The 15,578-nt window shown below is 63.9% G+C and carries 14 protein-coding genes; 3 read left to right on the top strand and 11 right to left on the bottom strand.

Annotated elements, in window-relative coordinates:
• The first annotated feature begins 1 nt into the window (after nt 1).
• A complete protein-coding gene (locus tag FG91_RS10810) occupies nt 2-1,144 on the top strand; it encodes a helix-turn-helix transcriptional regulator (RefSeq protein WP_037514890.1) in 1,143 nt (380 codons plus the stop codon).
• An 18-nt stretch (nt 1,145-1,162) separates the two neighbouring features.
• Here FG91_RS10810 and FG91_RS10805 read toward each other — a convergent pair whose 3' ends face one another.
• The 5 genes from FG91_RS10805 to FG91_RS10785 all read right to left on the bottom strand — a co-directional run bounded on the left by FG91_RS10805 (nt 1,163) and on the right by FG91_RS10785 (nt 6,273).
• Nucleotides 1,163-2,500: an MFS transporter gene (locus FG91_RS10805; protein WP_037514889.1), complete on the bottom strand. Its 1,338-nt coding sequence runs from the start codon at nt 2,498-2,500 to the stop codon at nt 1,163-1,165.
• The gene (locus tag FG91_RS10800; RefSeq protein WP_037514887.1) at nt 2,494-3,363 is read right to left on the bottom strand and encodes an SDR family NAD(P)-dependent oxidoreductase; all 870 of its coding nucleotides are present in this window, start codon (nt 3,361-3,363) and stop codon (nt 2,494-2,496) included. Before FG91_RS10800 ends, FG91_RS10805 begins: the two co-directional genes overlap by 7 nt.
• Nucleotides 3,363-4,163, bottom strand: a complete 801-nt coding sequence (locus tag FG91_RS10795) for an acetoacetate decarboxylase family protein (protein WP_037514883.1) — start codon at nt 4,161-4,163, stop codon at nt 3,363-3,365. Before FG91_RS10795 ends, FG91_RS10800 begins: the two co-directional genes overlap by 1 nt.
• A 70-nt stretch (nt 4,164-4,233) precedes the next feature.
• The gene (locus FG91_RS10790; RefSeq protein WP_161785647.1) at nt 4,234-5,244 is read right to left on the bottom strand and encodes a Rieske 2Fe-2S domain-containing protein; all 1,011 of its coding nucleotides are present in this window, start codon (nt 5,242-5,244) and stop codon (nt 4,234-4,236) included.
• A 153-nt stretch (nt 5,245-5,397) separates the two neighbouring features.
• On the bottom strand, nt 5,398-6,273 hold the full coding sequence (locus FG91_RS10785; RefSeq protein WP_037514880.1) for a LysR family transcriptional regulator: 876 nt from the start codon (nt 6,271-6,273) through the stop codon (nt 5,398-5,400).
• A gap of 125 nt (nt 6,274-6,398) precedes the next feature.
• Between FG91_RS10785 and FG91_RS10780 the strand changes: the two genes are divergently transcribed.
• Nucleotides 6,399-7,952: an MFS transporter gene (locus FG91_RS10780; protein WP_037514879.1), complete on the top strand. Its 1,554-nt coding sequence runs from the start codon at nt 6,399-6,401 to the stop codon at nt 7,950-7,952.
• Here the strand turns inward: FG91_RS10780 and FG91_RS10775 are convergent.
• The 4 genes from FG91_RS10775 to FG91_RS10760 all read right to left on the bottom strand — a co-directional run bounded on the left by FG91_RS10775 (nt 7,949) and on the right by FG91_RS10760 (nt 13,876).
• Complete coding sequence (locus tag FG91_RS10775; protein WP_037514878.1) at nt 7,949-8,854, bottom strand: LysR family transcriptional regulator; 906 nt, start codon at nt 8,852-8,854, stop codon at nt 7,949-7,951. The two genes, FG91_RS10780 and FG91_RS10775, sit on opposite strands and share 4 nt — an antisense overlap.
• A 150-nt stretch (nt 8,855-9,004) precedes the next feature.
• Complete coding sequence (locus FG91_RS10770; RefSeq protein WP_037514877.1) at nt 9,005-10,198, bottom strand: amidohydrolase family protein; 1,194 nt, start codon at nt 10,196-10,198, stop codon at nt 9,005-9,007.
• Between the two features lie 107 nt (nt 10,199-10,305).
• Complete coding sequence (locus FG91_RS10765) at nt 10,306-11,556, bottom strand: MFS transporter (protein WP_152568078.1); 1,251 nt, start codon at nt 11,554-11,556, stop codon at nt 10,306-10,308.
• A 16-nt stretch (nt 11,557-11,572) separates the two neighbouring features.
• A complete protein-coding gene (locus FG91_RS10760) occupies nt 11,573-13,876 on the bottom strand; it encodes a TonB-dependent receptor (RefSeq protein WP_235212011.1) in 2,304 nt (767 codons plus the stop codon).
• A 236-nt stretch (nt 13,877-14,112) separates the two neighbouring features.
• On the opposite strand from FG91_RS10760, the gene FG91_RS10755 reads away from it, so the two are divergent.
• A complete protein-coding gene (locus tag FG91_RS10755; protein ID WP_037514876.1) occupies nt 14,113-14,379 on the top strand; it encodes a hypothetical protein in 267 nt (88 codons plus the stop codon).
• Between the two features lie 9 nt (nt 14,380-14,388).
• On the opposite strand, the gene FG91_RS10750 is transcribed toward FG91_RS10755, so the two are convergent.
• Nucleotides 14,389-14,892: a Rap1a/Tai family immunity protein gene (locus FG91_RS10750; RefSeq protein ID WP_152568077.1), complete on the bottom strand. Its 504-nt coding sequence runs from the start codon at nt 14,890-14,892 to the stop codon at nt 14,389-14,391.
• An 18-nt stretch (nt 14,893-14,910) separates the two neighbouring features.
• Nucleotides 14,911-15,567 carry a hypothetical protein gene (locus FG91_RS10745; RefSeq protein ID WP_037514873.1) on the bottom strand — a complete coding sequence of 219 codons (657 nt, stop codon included), beginning with the start codon at nt 15,565-15,567 and terminating at the stop codon, nt 14,911-14,913.
• Nucleotides 15,568-15,578 lie beyond the last annotated feature (11 nt).

The following is a 15,578-nucleotide window of genomic DNA, read 5'->3' as shown; positions in this document are numbered from 1 at the left end:
AATGCGGATCGGAAAACCTCTGGCCGAAGTCGATGAACTGGTGACCCTGCTTTACCGCGGGCCGCTCGAAGCGACGCCGTGGCTGGGCTTCCTCGAAGCGCTGAGCCGGCGGATGCGCTGCGCCAGCGCGGCGATCACGTTGCGGCTCAGTCGGCAGGGCACGCCGCCGCTGATCATCTGGGGACCGCCGCCCGTGATCGACGAGCGCGAAGCCCGCCGGATTCACGCGGTCCATGCCGAGCTCGGCGATCTCGACCCGCTGCGCAACGCGCTGACCAAAGCCGGCGACATCTTCCGGCTGAGCGAAGTGATCTCGCCCGACGACCTTCGCAGCAACCGCTTCTATCGCGAGATATTGCAGCCCTATGGCATCGAATATCAACTCGGCATGTATATTTCCGAACCCGGCGGGTGGGAGGGCAATGTCGGCCTGACCAACGGTCCGGGCGAAGAGGATTTCACCGACGACGACAAGGCGGTGCTGCTCGCATTGCGCCCGCATCTCGAACAGTCGCTTGCGCTCTTCTCGCGCATCCGCCGCGACGAGACCGAGCTGCAGGTGATGATCGACACGCTCGACCGGTTGACGCTCTGCACCTTCATCCTCGATGGCGCGGGGCGCATCCTGCGCACCAACAGCGCCGGCCGCGCGCTGATCAAGTCGAGCACCGCGCTGCGCGCCGCCGACGACCGGCTCGTGCTCGCGAGCAAGACGGGCAACGCCCAGCTCCAGCAACTGGTCGGCAAGGCGGTCGCGGCGCGCCGCGATGGCGGCAGCTTCGCCGAAGGACTGCGTATCGAGGCGGATATCGACCGGCATTTCGGGGTACTCGTGCGCTCGATCGAGACGCCCTCGCGCTACAGCAACGAGGCGGGGCCGGCCGCGGTGGTCTATGTCTCGGGGCTCGACAACAACCAGCCGCTCGAAAGACTGGTCAGCCAGATCTTCGACCTCACGCCGTCCGAGGCGCATCTGGCGGCGCTGCTCGCGACCGGGCTCAGCCTCGCCGAAGCGGCGGCAAGGCTGGAACTCACCGAAAATACCGTGCGCAGCTATTGCAAGACGATCCTCAGCAAGACCGGGGTCAGCCGGCAGGCCGATCTCGTCCGCCTCATCCTGCGCAGCGTCGCCGTTCTCGGCTGACGACCCCGGTGGCGCGCGTCAGCCTTCGACCGCGCGGCGATAGTGCGGCAGGGCGACAAGGAGCAGGGCCACGATCAGCGGTAGCACGACCGCACCGGCAATCGCGATCGAATAGCCGAGCGCCGCCTGGTCGCCGAAGCCGAAATCGGTGATCGCGGCGATGACGCTGGCGCCCAGCCCCATCCCCACCAGATTGACGCACAAGAGCGAGATGGCGGTGACCTGCCCGCGCAGCTGATTGGGCGTCACATCCTGGATCGCGGTCAGCATCACGCCTTGCGACGCCTGACCGATCAGCGTGCCGATCGCCATCATCGTGAGCGACAGAAAGGCGGTCGGCATCAGCGGCGCGACGATGAGCGGAACGCCTTTCAGCACGGTGGCGATCAGCACGACGCGCATATTGGCGTCCGCCCGGCCGCCCTGCATCAACCGTCCCGCGAGCCAGCCACCCGACAGCGTGCCGATGGTGCCGCAGGTCAGCATGATCATGCCGTAGGACATCCCCACCTCGGCGGGGCTCATGCCATAGCTGCGGATCAGGAAGGTCGGGAACCACAGGGCGGTGCCGATCGCCAGAAGTGCGATCAGGGCGAGCGAACCGATCAGCGAACCGAACAGCGCCCAACGCTCGGAAATATAGTCGAACCCTTCGCGCAGGCTGCTTTGCACCGACAGGTTCGCCGCCAGCTCCTGCCGCGCCGGCTCGCGGATCGTCATCATCAGTGCGGCGACGATCAATCCGGGCGCCGCAACGCACAGAAACACCATCTGCCACGGTTCGAAACTGCCGAGCCACGGCAATGTTGCGCCGCCGGCCTTGGTGAAGCGCGCGAGCAGCCAACCGCCGATCAACAGCGCCAGGCCGCCTCCGATCGGGTAGCCGATCGCATAGAAGCTGATCGCCAGCGCCCGCCTTCGCCGCTCGAAATAATCGCTGATCAACGAATAGGCGGTCGGGCTAAGCGTCGCCTCACCCACCCCGACGCCGACGCGCGCGAGGAAGAGCCCGATGAAGCTGCTGGTAAAGCCGCAGGCGGCGGTCATCGCCGACCAGAACAGCACTCCCCAGACAATGAGCGTCGCGCGCCTTTTGGTACGATCGACAAAGCGGCCGATCGGCAGCGCGGCGATGCTGTAGAGCAAGGAAAAGGCAAAACCCTGAAGCAGGCTGATTTCAAAATCGCTGAGGTTCAGGTCGCGCTGGATCGGCTCGACCATCAGCGTCAGCACACGGGCGTCGATCGCGCTGAAGCAATAGCCGACGAACAGGATCGCGACGACGAGCCAGCGGTAGACGCCGCGAGAGGGCGCAGCGCCTGCCGACGGCTCGTCGGCTACCGCGGCGGTCACCATGCCGATGGCGGATCCCGCCGCGCCAAAATCTGTTCGGTTCGCGCGGCGATCAGCACATCATTCTCCTCGCTCTCGGGCAACAACCAGAAACGCCCCGCGCGAATGCCGTCGAGCGCGAAGGCGGATACCTCGGCGGGTTCGGTCAGCTTGAGCTTGAGCCCGGTCGTCCGTACCAGATCCTCCATCGTGCGATAGGCGACTTTGGTCTGGGCCTCATTCTCGACATAATCCGCCGGACGGACTTCGCCCGACGCCATGATCGCCGTGTTGACCGTGTGCGGCCCCGGGAAGAGCGTGGCCGCACGCAGCTTGCCGCCTTCGCGCAGCAATTGCTGGTGCAACACTTCGGAGATGCTGGTCACCGCCGCCTTGGTCGCGGCATAAATGGGGGTGTTGGGAAGCGAACGCAGCCCGCCGTTGGTCGAGCTGGTGTTGACGACCACGCCCTCCTGTCCCGCCTCGATCATGCGTGGCACGAAAGCCGCAATGCCGTGGATGACGCCGAGCACATTGACGTCGATGCCCCAGCGCCAGTCGCTGAGCGGAAGCGTCCACAGCTTGCGCTGCGCCTCGCCTAGCCCGACGCCGGCATTGTTGAACAGGATATGCACCGTCTCGAACTGGCCAAAAACCTGATCCGCCAGCGCCCGCACCGACGCTTCCTTGGTCACGTCGCAGGCGATCGCAAGCACCTGCCCCGAACCCAGCGCGTCAATCTCGACGCGCACCGCTTCAAGCCGCGCCGGATCGATATCGGCAATCACCACATGCGCCCCCGCGCGGGCGAGGTCGGCGCACAGACATTTGCCAACCCCGCTTGCGCCACCCGTTACGACCGCCACCCGGCCGGAAAAATCGTCCATCAGGCGGCCTTCCGTTCGCCGATTTCGGCGCCGACATTGCGGGGATCATCGTGCCGCCCGACCCAGTGCGGCGCGATCCATTCGCCCGGAACCTTGCGCAGCAGCGTGCCGCCGGTCGCGGTGCCGCCTTCGACATATTGCATGTCGGTGATGCGGCGAACGGGGATGTCGGCGAGCGGATCAAAGGCCGAATCGCGCAAGGTGATCGTCCCCGTCATCGCCCGGCGGGAATCGTAATTGCGTTCCCAGTTGAGGCGGGTGAGGAAGACGTCGCCGTCGAACTGGCCCGGCTGGTCGATCGACGGCATGCCCTTGTAGCAGAAAAGATGCTCTTCGAATTTCAGCGGCTGGTCGATCGCTTCGCCGATCGTGCCTTCGATTTCGAAATAGGCGATGCCGTGGCGCGAGCAGGTCGCGCGCAGATGGTCGCCATTGCGCTCGAAATGCGTCTCGGCGATCTTCTTGGGTTCGCCGAAGCGCTCGCGGCCCGAGGTGACGACGGTTTCGCCCTCCATCGCCATATGGAAGCAATAGGCGCCCGGCGCGCCTTCATGCGTGCAATTGACGCCGACGGTCAGCGCGCCAATCTCGACGGTGTCGGTCTCGGTGACATGCATCGCCACATGCACCATCTGCAGCCAGATTTCGGGCTTTGCGGTCGCGACGAGCGGCTGCGGCAGCAGCGCCGCGATGATTTCGGGATCGGTCTCATATGTCGCGCGAATCCCGTAGACGGTGTTGCGCAGCATGCCTGGCGCACGGGTTTCGACGGGACCCTGAACATAACGCAGTCTGGACATCGCAATTCTCCCTATGGCGCCCAAGGCGCAGCTAGTCGGCAGTGGTGGTTTTCCGCGGGGCGCGGAGCGTCTATTCGGCGGCTTCGACGAGGCGGCTTCCGTCGGGGCCATCGGCATAAAATTGCTCGAAATAGCGGCGGAAACGCAGGATCGGACCGTCGCCGTCGCACAGATAGGGCCGGGCGCGGTGGATCTTGTTGTGCCAGATCGGAATATCGCCCTCGACGCCCTTTTGCCCGCAGGTATTTTCGATCGCCGCTTCGATCGCCTTTTCCTCGGGCGAGCCCGGCGCGACCTTCGGGTGCGTGAAGCAGAAACGCAGTTCGACGTCGTCGGCTTCGACCGGGGTGGCGATGACCAGAAGCGACAGCTCGACGAGCCCGCTCAGCCGCGTGAACTTCTGCCCTGCCCCGTTCTGGAGCGTATCGACCGAATAGGGCAATTGCTTACGCTCGCCCGACGGCAGGTCGATGGTACGATGCCCGCGCGCGACACTGTGCCGCCGCACGCCGTCATAATCGGTTTCGCCCTCCGGCACCGCGTCCATCGCGTGGACATAGGCAAAATGCGCGACATCGACGCCATTTTCGGCAATTTCCTGGGGATTGCTGGCAAAGCGCCATTCGCGCTTGATCGGCGCGGCCCATTCGGGGTCGGTGAATTCGGGATAGTCGATGACGTCGAACGTCGGCGCGATGTCGTCGGGGTGATACCAGGCCCAGATGACGCCGCTCTTTTCGACCACCGGATAGGATTTCGCCAGCGGCTCGCGCTTCGCGCGCGGCGGGAAGGCCTTGGCATAGGGAATCTTGCTGCAGAAGCCGTCGGGGCGGAAGGCCCAGTGATGGAAGGGACAGCGCAGGCTGTCGCCCTCGACCTGCCCGCCGTGCCCCATGTGCGCGCCGAGATGCGGGCAATAGGCATCGAGCAGCCCCGCCTCACCATTCTCGTTTCGGAAGAGCACGAGGTCACGCCCGAAATAATGGACCGGACGGACATCGCCCACCTGCAGTTCGGCACCATAGCCGACCCCGAACCAGCCATAGGGGATAGGCATCGGAAAGCGTTCAACCTTTGGCACGTCAGTCTCCCGGATGGCCGTCCTTTCCGGGCGGCTCTTGTCGGGCGAGTGTATCGATTGCCACGCCAGAGGTAAGACCCAAATGGCGTACAGTTTGTGCGTGGTGACGAACAATGAGGCCGGGCGGGCGCCAGCACACCACTTCGCGGTCGCTCAAAGTCCTGTGCCCGCCGGCATCGTCGGCGCCTCCATGGCGACGAGCATCTCGCCAAAGGCGCGCGCCGCCGGGGATGCCGCGCCGCCGCTGCGGATCAGCATGAAATCGGCGCTGGGCAAGGCCGGCAGGCCATAGTGGCCGTCGAGCAGGCGTAGGCCGGGTTCCAGATCGCTGCGCATCAGCACCGCGACCGCCAGCCCCGATCGTACCGCCGCGCGGAGGCCCTGTTCGCTCGGCGAGGTGAAAGCGATGTGCCAGTCGATCGGTGTGGCATCCAGCGCGGCGACCCCCACCAGCCGGTTGACGCAATTCGGGGGATGGAAGGCAAGTGGCAGCGACGCGCCCTCGGGCAACAGGAAATTGTCGGCCGCGACCCACCCGAACTCCGCCCGCCGCAGCGGGATGCCGCCATTCTCGGCCCCGGCGGTGGAAAGCACGACGGCAAGGTCCAGTTCCTCGGCCGCGATCATCGTGCTGAGGTCGAGATAGGTGCTGACGTGAACATCGAGCCGCACCGCGGGAAAGGCGCGCGAGAACTGGCAGAGCAGCGCCGGCAACCGTTCGCCCATGAACGCCTCGGGGGCGCCAAAGCGCACGACCCCCGTCACCGGGGAGGTTCGGAAGCGTTGCGCGAGCGCGTCGAGACCGGCGAGGATATCGCGCGCGTGCAGCAGGAGCTCTTCGCCGTCGTCGGTCAGGGTCAACCGGCGCGTCGTGCGACGGATCAGAGACCGGCCGAGCTGTTCCTCGAGGCGCCGGATCTGGTGGCTCACCGCCGGCTGGGTGAGATTCAACCGCCGGGCGGCCCGCGTGAAGCCCCCCGCCTCGCTGACCGCCACGAACGCCCGCAATAGTACCGGATCGATGTCCATGACGGTCAATTAATTATGATTGATCATGAATTCCAGAAAATAAAATCATTTCCGTCATCACTTGCTTCTCCCCAGATAGCGCACCAGCCGGGCAGAGGGGCCCGGAAATTCGAAAGGTGCCGCCCATGTCTCTCCACCCTGCCCGCAAAAACGCGCTGGCCCTGCTCGCGATGTGCCTTGGCGCACTGATGTTCGGCCTCGAGATCACAAGTGTTCCGGTGATCCTGCCGCGCCTCGAAGAAGTCCTTCACGGTGACTTCCAGGAACTCCAGTGGGTCATGAACGCCTATACGCTCGCGTGCACGACCGTGCTGATGGCGACCGGAACGCTGGCAGATCGCTTTGGCCGCAAGCGCGTCTTCCTGATCAGCGTGACCGCCTTTGGCGCCACCTCCGCGCTTTGCGGCCTTGCCGACAGCATGGCGCTGCTCATCGCGGGTCGGCTGCTTCAGGGTCTTGCCGGCGGCGCCATGCTGATCTGCTCGATCGCGCTCCTCTCGCACCAGTTTCAGGACGCACGCGATCGAGGTCGCGCTTTCGCAACCTGGGGCGTTGTCTCGGGAATCGGCCTCGGTTTCGGTCCGATCGTCGGGGGCGCGATTATCGCACTGGCGGGCTGGGAATGGATATTTCTTGTCCATCTTCCGCTCGCCATCCTGACGCTGGCGATTGCGGCCGGCACGATAACCGAATCGCGCGATCCGGACGCCAGCCGCCTCGACGTGACGGGAATCCTGACGCTTTCGCTGACGGTATTCGGACTGGTCTATCTCATCACGCAGGGAGCTACGCTTGGCCTTCCCGCTTCGATGGCGATCGCTGCCGCCACGGCCCTCTGTTTCGCCGCATTCCTGTTTGCCGAGCGGCGCCAAACGCATCCGATGTTCGATTTCTCGGTCTTTCGAAACCGCCGCTTTTCGGGCGCCATCCTTGGCTGCATCGCGATGAACGTCAGCTATTGGCCCTTCATGATCTATCTGCCGATCTATCTTCAGCTCGGTCTCGGGTACGACACGCTCGGCACCGGCCTGTGCCTGCTCGCCTATACATTGCCGGCGCTGATCTTTCCCCCCTTGGGCGAGCGCATGTCGCTTCGATACGGTCCGGGTGCCGTCATTCCGTTCGGCCTGGCCACGATCGGACTTGGCTTCGTCGCAATGAAGCTCGGGAGCATTACGGCACAACCGGGCTGGCTGACCATGTTGCCCGGCATGCTTCTTGCGGGCATCGGGATCGGTATCACCAATACGCCGGTGACCAATACCACGACAGCGTCGGTCGCCCCGAGCCGGGCCGGCATGGCTTCGGGCATCGACATGAGCGCGCGGCTGATCACGCTGGCGGTGAACATTGCACTCATGGGCATATTACTCGTCGAAGGGATCGCCGCCGCGCTGCAACGCGCCGCGCCGAAGGGTGTCGAGCTCGCCGAGCTGCGCGTTGCGGCGGAAGCGATCGCCGCCGGCAATGCCGAAGCGCTGTCGACCAGTCAGGCAATCATCGGCAACCTGCCGGAAGCGATTGTGCAGCATGGCCTCATCGCCGGCTTCGGCCCCGTCATGATCTATGGAGGTGCCGGGGCCTGGATATTGGCGATATTGAGCCTCGTCCTCTTCCGACCCGGGCGGGGACGCCCTCACCTCCGCCCCGATGATGGAGGTAGCGGCTATGCCCTCTAATATCGCGCGGCGAGCGATGCGGCCATCGAGGGACGGATTTTCACGCGCGATGTCCGGCGGACCAGATAGTCGATGAAGGCACGCGTCGCCACCGACATGATGCCCGGCGAATAGACGACCCAGCATTCCCGGTCATAGAAGGACCATTCCTCCTCAAGCGCGAGCATCCGCCCCTCGGTCAGATCCTGGCGCACGACGCTGACCGGCAGGCTGGCGATGCCAAGCCCCTTTCGCGCGGCGCTGCGCAGGGCAATGCCGCTGTTGCTGGCCCACCGGGGCTGGACCCGGACACAGACGTCGTCGTTGAAATTGATCGACGCGCTGCGGTCGGTCAGACAGTCATGCTCCTGCATAGCTTCGGGATTTTTGGGCCAGCCATGGGCCGCAACATATTCGGGTGCCGCACACAGGCAGTAGGAGAGATAACCAAAGGTGCGCGCGCGCAAGTTCGAATTCGGTAGCGCACCATAACGGATGACGATGTCGAAGCTTTCCTGAACAATCTCGTTTTCGTTCAGATAGGCGATTGGCTCGATCATGATCCCGGGATGTTCGGCGCTGAATTCGGCCAGCAGCGCCGACATGTAATCCGAACCGAAAATATCGCTGAGCCCGATGCGCAGCCGGCCCACCGGCTGGGTGCTATAGAGTCCGACCTGCTTTTCGACCTCGCTCAGCCGTTGTTGCAGCTGCGCGCATTCGCGGTGGAAGCTTTCGCCCGCGCCGGTCAGCGACAGGCGGCGCGTCGTCCGGACGAGCAGTTGCACGCCCAGCCGCTCTTCCAGTTCGTGAACCGTCTTGCTGATATAGGATTTGGAAAGGCCGAGCTGATCGCCGGCAGCCGTGAAGCTGCCCTGATCGACAACCGCCAGAAATTCCTCGATCCCGCGCCAGCTTGACATCAACCCACCTTCGAGCCTGCCCTGGCCAGTTGAACGCTTCATGATCGCTCTGGGAAACCCGCCGGGCAGGAGCGGTGCGTAGTGCGGGCCGGTGGCCCGTGCAAGCACCGCGACGCCGGCGAGTTTCCCGGAACGCCCCCTGCGGCCGGTCTACTCGGCCGCCTGCTTGACGAAGAGTTCGCGGCGCGGCCCGATTTCGCCTGCGATTTTCCACAGCGCGTCGGCGTCGACGTCATAGACGTCGAGCGCGTTGATGCCGAGCATCGCCTGGATATCATCGTCGGGCAGTCCGCCAAGGCTCGCCGACATTTTTTCGAAGGTGTGCGGCCAGGTGCCCTCGGGATGCGGATAGTCGGTGCCCCACAGGATGCGATCGACGCCGATGTCATAATAGGCCTGCGTCGTTTCCTCATCGGGCAGCGCCGAACAGCCGACCCAGATGTTGCGCGCGAAATACTCGCTCGGCTTCATGCTCATATTGGCATAATAATCGCCGAGTTTCCCGCTCGTATGCTTGGCAGACGCGCGGACATCCATCAGCTGCATCACCCACGGGAACCAGAATTCGCCGCCAGCCTCGGTGAAGCAGACTTTGAGCTTCGGATATTCCTCGAACACCCCGCCAAAGGTCATCGCCCACAAGGGCCGCGTCATCCAGAAAGCGAACTCGCACAGGAAGGTGCCGATCCAGCCGGGCTGCGTCGTGTCATAGGCGGGCGCGGCGCCCGAGTGGAAATGAAGCGGCATGTTCATTTCCTGGAGCATCGCCCAGATGCGGTGATATTTGGTGTGGTTATAGAGGTCGTAGCCGTCGGTCAGCGCGGGGAAAAACACACCCTTCAGGCCGTGGCGCTTCGCCCATTCGATCTCTTTCGCGGTCTCATCGATGTCGTAGAGCGCCGGAATGACGGCCAGCCCGATGCGGCGGTGCGGATCGTCCTGGCAGAATTCGGCCAGCCAGCGATTGTGCGCGCGCGCGCCGGCCCACTGCAGTTCGGCCCGCGAAGCCGAAGGCCGAAGCCCGATGTCGGCGCCAAAGGGCGGCGCGTTGCGTTCGGTGATCCCGTCGGGGAACAGGACTTCGGCGGCGACGCCGTCGCCGTCGAGCACGCGGTTGCGGATCGTACCGTCCCACGCGCCCTCGAGCCCGTCGCCGACGCGCGAGCGCCACTTGTTGTTGAAATCGTCGATCAGGAAGCGCTTTTCATGCTCTTCGCGCGCCTTGATCTCGAGCTGGACCGTCTCGTCGAACTGCTGATGATATTTCGATTCCAGATAGCCCCGATATTTTTCGGGGGGCAGACCGACATGACCGTCCGACGAAATGACAAGATAACGATCCACACTCTCTCTCCAGTTTCTGTTTCTGTGCACCGGCTGATTGGCCGTGCACGCCATGGTCAGACATTATGCTCTTCATCCGCCGGATAAAGCGGGTCGGGGCGAACGATCTATCGCTCGTTGTGGACAATATGCCGGGCCAGCACGGGCAGCAGATGGCTCAGCAGCAGGGCGCCGCCGATCCCCGCGGCGATCGCGAACGGCGCCGGGCGCCACCATTGATAGGCGGCGGAGGCGAGGACGGGCGGCAAGGTGATCGATGCCCCGGCGATGAAGGTGATGGCAGAGGCGATTGCGACCTGATCTTCGGTCGACCCGGCAAGCGACGCCGCCGCGCTGAACCCCGGGCGCGCGAGACCATAGCCGAAGCTCGCGAGAATGAAGCCCAGGGCGGCGGCGTTTACCCCGCCATGGGATATGGCCAGAAGATTGCCGGCAAAGGCAAATCCGGTGCCGATCCGCATCATCGACAGCGGCGACGGCGAGAACAGCCGGACGAAACCCCATTGGCCAAGCAGCGCCGCCACCGCGGCGGCGGTCATCGCGATGCCGATCATCCGCTGCGCCGCCATCGGGTCGTCGGCCATGCGGTCGATGATCACGAAGCCGATCGTATAAAGATTGATCGCCTGCGCCGAGCAGAGCAGCAGCCCAAAGCTCAGATAATGGCCGATCCCCTGCCGGCGCCATACCTGCGTAAGCGATATTTGCGGCGCGCCGCCGACGACCGGCGCCACACCGCGCGACGTGCGAGGAAGGAATATATAGGCTCCCCCCAGCGCGATGACGCCAAATATCGCAAAACCCAGCATCGGCCCGAGCGGTCCCAGCGGCTCGACGATCATCGCGGGCGCGATCGCAGGCCCGACGATGGTGCCGAGGCTGAGCGCCCCGGCCAGCGTGGTGATCGCCCGCGTCCGGGCCGCGCCCGCCGTCTGCGCCGCGATCAGCGCCTGCGTCGCTGTCGCCGCCGCCGAGCCGAGGAGGCCATAGGTCGACCGCAAGATCGAAAAGAGCAGGAAGGCGGCGAAAGGCGTGAGCAGTCCCAGCAGGCCCAGTTCGACCGACAGTGCGCAGCCACCCATAGACACGACGAAGCCCACGAGCCCCGCGCGAATATAGGGATTCGGCCCCTTGCGTTCGATCCGCGACACCCAGAAGGGCGCGCTGATCGCCCAGGTCAGCGCCGAGAGCGAAAAAATGCCCGCAACCAGAAAATCGGGGATGTGCAATAACCGGCCGATCGTCGGCATGACCGACACCAGCCCGATATTGCCGATCGCGGTGAGGAAGGTCACTGCCCCCAAAAAGGGCAGGACCCACCGCGACCCGGTGCGCGGCGGGTCCAATACCATAGACATATCGGCTTCGCCGCGATCAGAAGCGGATACGAACTTCGCCGCCGAAACTGCGCGGATCGCCAAATTGGCCGAGCGTGAGGACACCGAGGTTGATCGCGCTGACCAGATATTCCTTGTCGGTCAGATTCTTCCCCCACGCCGCAACCTCGAGCGTCGTGCCGCCGCCAAGTTCGATCTGGGTGAGCGCGATGCGCCCGTCGAGCAAGCCATAGGACGGCATCTTCGCCAGCGTATCCGGCGTGATCGACGAGAACTGGCTGCTGCGCCAGCTGTAGTTGAGGCTTGCCTCCAGTCGTCCAACGCCGGCATCGTGGCGATAAAGCCCGCCGATCTGGTAGTTCCACTTGGGCACGCGCGAGAGCACATAGGTTTTGGTGACGTCGGTGCCGTCGGGCAGGATGAAATCGGTGTAGCGCGCATCGACATAGCCACCGCCGAAGTTGAAGCTCAGCCTTTCGACGGGGCGCAGCGTTCCCTCGACCTCGACGCCGGTGAATTTCGCCTTGCCCGCGTTGATGATGTTGGTGGTCACCAGCGCGGGGACGAGCACCCCGGCCTGAAAATCCTTATAGATCGAGTGATAGACTGCGGCGTTGAGATTGAGCAGGTTGCCGAAGCCGCCATATTTCATGCCCAATTCGTACGACGTCAGCTTTTCCGGATTATAGGAGGTCATAAAGGCCGCGTTGGTCGCAGCGGTATCGTTGATGCCCCCGCTCTTGAAGCCCGTCGCCACGCGCCCATAGACCGAAAAGTCAGGCTGGAATTTATAGAGGATGTTGAATTCGGGATTGAACCGCTTCCACACCCCCGAATTTTCGAGCGGGCTGAGGTCGGTATAGCCGATCCCGCCCGCACCCGGCCGTGCGCCCGCGGCGGGCCCACCGCTGCGGGTGACCGGATTACCGTTCGCATCGCGCAGGAACACCCCTGAACCGGGCGCCGCCGGATTGACGCGATAGGCCGAATTGGACAGCAGCAGCTCATAGGCGTGCTTCGATTCCCGCGTGTAGCGAAGCCCGACCGACGCCGTCAGCTTCTCGTCGAGCGCGCGCGGCGTCCACGCAAGCTGGCCATAGCCGGCATAGGATTTCGAACGGCCGCCGCGTTCGCTGATGTCGAAGGCGTTGCCGCCGAACTGGAAGTTCCAGCGCGGGTTGAACACATCATATTCGTCGTCGAGATAGAAGGCGCCGAGCGTATATTTGAAATCGCCGACGGTTCCGATCGCCTGAAATTCCTGCGTGAACTGCTTGTAATTATTGTCGAGGATGATGCGCAGCAGATCGAGGGGGCTGCCGTCGAAATCGCTCGCCGACCGGGTAATCGCGGTCCGGCGCGCGGTGATCGATTTGAGCGTGAGGTCACCGATCCCCGGCTCCCATTCAAGGGTGAGCGCGTGCCCGTTGGTACGATAGTCGCTGCGCAGCGCGCTTTGCGCCCCGATCTCGCGCGTCCGTCCGCTCACCACATAGGGCCGGAGCAGCGCGTTGACGAACGCGGTCGCGCCCGATCCGGTGACCGCAGTGGTGGCAAGCTGGTTCGGCGTACCTTTGCTGTCCGAAATATCGTAGCTGTAGAGCGCGCTGAAGCTGCCCGACGGACGCCACAACAGGTCGGCGCGCGCCGCCCACAACTCTTCTTCGCCGAAATTGTCCTTGCGCACGCTGTTACGATAATAGCCGCCGTCGAGCTTGGTGATCAGGCCCACCTTGGCGCTGAAACCCGCGACTTCGGGCAGGTCGACCGAAATGCGCTGGTTGAACTGGCCCCAGCTTCCGGCGCCCGCCAGATATTGGCCGCCGAATTCGCCGCTCGGCTTGCGCGTGATCAGATTGACCGCACCGCCGATCGTATTCTTGCCGTACAAGGTGCCCTGCGGCCCACGCAGCACCTCGACCCGTTCCAGATCGACGGTGTCGAAGGCCGCGCCGGTCGATTTCCCGATCGGCACCCCGTCGATATAGAGGCCCACGGGCTGGTCGCGAGCGAGGCTGGTGTCGGCCGAAGGCGACAGGCCGCGGATCGTGATCAGCGGACCGAAGCTGTTGCCGATCGTCTCGTTGATCTGGATGTTCGGCACGATCGTTGCGATGTCCGACACGTTGCGGACCTGCGCGCGGTCGATCGCGGCGCTGCTGACCGCGGAGACCGATATCGGCACGTCGACCAGCCGTTCTTCACGGCGCTGCGCGGTAACGACGATCTCGCCTTCGCCAAGTCCCGCACCCTTGTCATCCGACTCCTGCGCGAATGCCAACGACGAGTTCAACGCAGTCGTGACCATGACCGCCGCAAACGCGGCTTTCCGAAATGCCATAATTCCTCCCTTCCCACGACGGCCGGTTTCGGCCGCCAATCTCCGGGCTTCTTCATAAGTGGCCCGATAACGCCTTTGAGGATAACCGACGAACCACGGCCGTAAAGCTCACGCTGGTGGCCACACTGTTCACTCCCATGGCGAATGGCGTTGGACCACCTCCCCTCGTATCGCCGGACTGAAGCGTTAGACCCTTGCCGATAGCCGGCGTCGGCGCCGCGCGGGAGATCGGGCGCATGATTCCTACCGAAAAGATCTACAGTTCCGACAACACGGCCTATGATCAGAAGTCGGCCAGCGCGCGCCTCGAAGCCCTGTTCCTGAACAACGTCGGCTTGGTCGTTACCCGCGAACAGATCATAGCTGCCGCTCGAAATCCGGTTACCGGTAGGGAGCCCGAGAACTGGCACCAGCGGCTCTCCGAACTTCGTACCGTTCCAAAGGGTTTGATTTGTTCTGCCCCGCACATCCCGTTAGGAACGGGGTGTCAGAAGAAGATGTAACGCACCATCCTATCGCGGTTTGGGCACCGAGATATACACACCGCCGGTGTTCGGATCGACCGAGAGATAGGGCGAACTCGTGCATGGGAAGGAGGCGTTCATCGCCATCAGGAACAGATGGTGCGTGGACAATTGCCGGGTCTGCGGATTGTCGCGAAGGAATTTGTGAAACACGTCGCGATACTGCTCATATGACGCGCCGGCCTGCGGGCAGTACACGGCCTCTTCGGGCGTTTTCCCCGTGTTCATCACGGGCGCATCGGCGATGCCCATGAAATATCCGATGCAAGCGCTATAGTCCTTCGGACCCGCGACGCATTGGCTGTAATAGGAATTGCCGCCTGCAAGGCTTTCGCGCTTCTGAAAAGCCGCGCTTTCAGCCGGCAACAGCGCCGCGCACAGGGCCAGAGCAACCAACCGCATCATTCGCCCTCCCCAGGGATTTTCCTCTACCGGCTCCTTACACCCGATTTGCCGCTCATGCCTAACGATATGACAGGTCGAACGCCCCATATCGCATCCACGGGCAGCTCAATATATCTCGTGCCAGTTTTCGACTTCCGACGAGCTGTTTGCGAGGCCGAAGCAGATCAGGCCCGGCCGGTTGGCGGAGGCACCGCCGCGCTCCAGCCGATATTCGAGCCGGCGGCACAGAAAGCCCTCGACACGTTCTTCCGACGTCACCGCCAGCGTGCCCGCCGATCCCTTCCCCTGCCAGCGATGCATGTGGCCCACCGGCCAGCTGCCCGCGCGCTTGGCGCGTTCATTATATTTTCCGCTGAACTCGTCGAAAGGGAAAGTCGGCCGGCCGTCGAGTTCGACACCGCCTTCGCAGTCGTTGCAGCTGACTTCGCCGAACTTGTTGTACTCCGCCTTTTTCGCCTCGATATCGGGCGGGGTTTTCAGGCTGTCGATGTAACGGGTCTTGATTGCCGGCGGTGGGTTGACCGGAGCGGGCGTCGCCGCCGGCGCGTCCTGACGCGGAGCGGGCGCTTCCTCGCCCACCCCCGCCTCCTCGCGGGGGCGGGCCAAACCGTTGATGGCGTCCTCGGCGATCTTCTCCGCGGCCTGTTCGACCTTTTCCACCGCGCGATCGGCCAGGCGTTTCAGGAGACCCTGCGCCTGCGCGACATTGACGATGGCCAGAAGGGCGGTAACGGCGACAGCCGCACGCAAGACAGCTTGCATGATGAACTCCC

The organism is Sphingopyxis sp. LC81, assembly GCF_000756375.1.
Classification (GTDB): domain Bacteria; phylum Pseudomonadota; class Alphaproteobacteria; order Sphingomonadales; family Sphingomonadaceae; genus Sphingopyxis.
Note: the sequence above shows the minus strand (reverse complement) of the source record. Positions and strands in the feature narration are given on the sequence as shown.

Coding starts and splice junctions, on each gene's coding strand:
- FG91_RS10810 (WP_037514890.1), top strand. CDS start 2: ATGCGGATCGGAAAACCTCTGGCCGAAGTCGATGAACTGGTGACCCTG.
- FG91_RS10805 (WP_037514889.1), bottom strand. CDS start 2,500: ATGGTGACCGCCGCGGTAGCCGACGAGCCGTCGGCAGGCGCTGCGCCC.
- FG91_RS10800 (WP_037514887.1), bottom strand. CDS start 3,363: ATGGACGATTTTTCCGGCCGGGTGGCGGTCGTAACGGGTGGCGCAAGC.
- FG91_RS10795 (WP_037514883.1), bottom strand. CDS start 4,163: ATGTCCAGACTGCGTTATGTTCAGGGTCCCGTCGAAACCCGTGCGCCA.
- FG91_RS10785 (WP_037514880.1), bottom strand. CDS start 6,273: ATGGACATCGATCCGGTACTATTGCGGGCGTTCGTGGCGGTCAGCGAG.
- FG91_RS10780 (WP_037514879.1), top strand. CDS start 6,399: ATGTCTCTCCACCCTGCCCGCAAAAACGCGCTGGCCCTGCTCGCGATG.
- FG91_RS10775 (WP_037514878.1), bottom strand. CDS start 8,854: ATGTCAAGCTGGCGCGGGATCGAGGAATTTCTGGCGGTTGTCGATCAG.
- FG91_RS10765 (WP_152568078.1), bottom strand. CDS start 11,556: ATGTCTATGGTATTGGACCCGCCGCGCACCGGGTCGCGGTGGGTCCTG.
- FG91_RS10760 (WP_235212011.1), bottom strand. CDS start 13,876: ATGGCATTTCGGAAAGCCGCGTTTGCGGCGGTCATGGTCACGACTGCG.
- FG91_RS10755 (WP_037514876.1), top strand. CDS start 14,113: ATGATTCCTACCGAAAAGATCTACAGTTCCGACAACACGGCCTATGAT.
- FG91_RS10750 (WP_152568077.1), bottom strand. CDS start 14,892: ATGGGGCGTTCGACCTGTCATATCGTTAGGCATGAGCGGCAAATCGGG.
- FG91_RS10745 (WP_037514873.1), bottom strand. CDS start 15,567: ATGCAAGCTGTCTTGCGTGCGGCTGTCGCCGTTACCGCCCTTCTGGCC.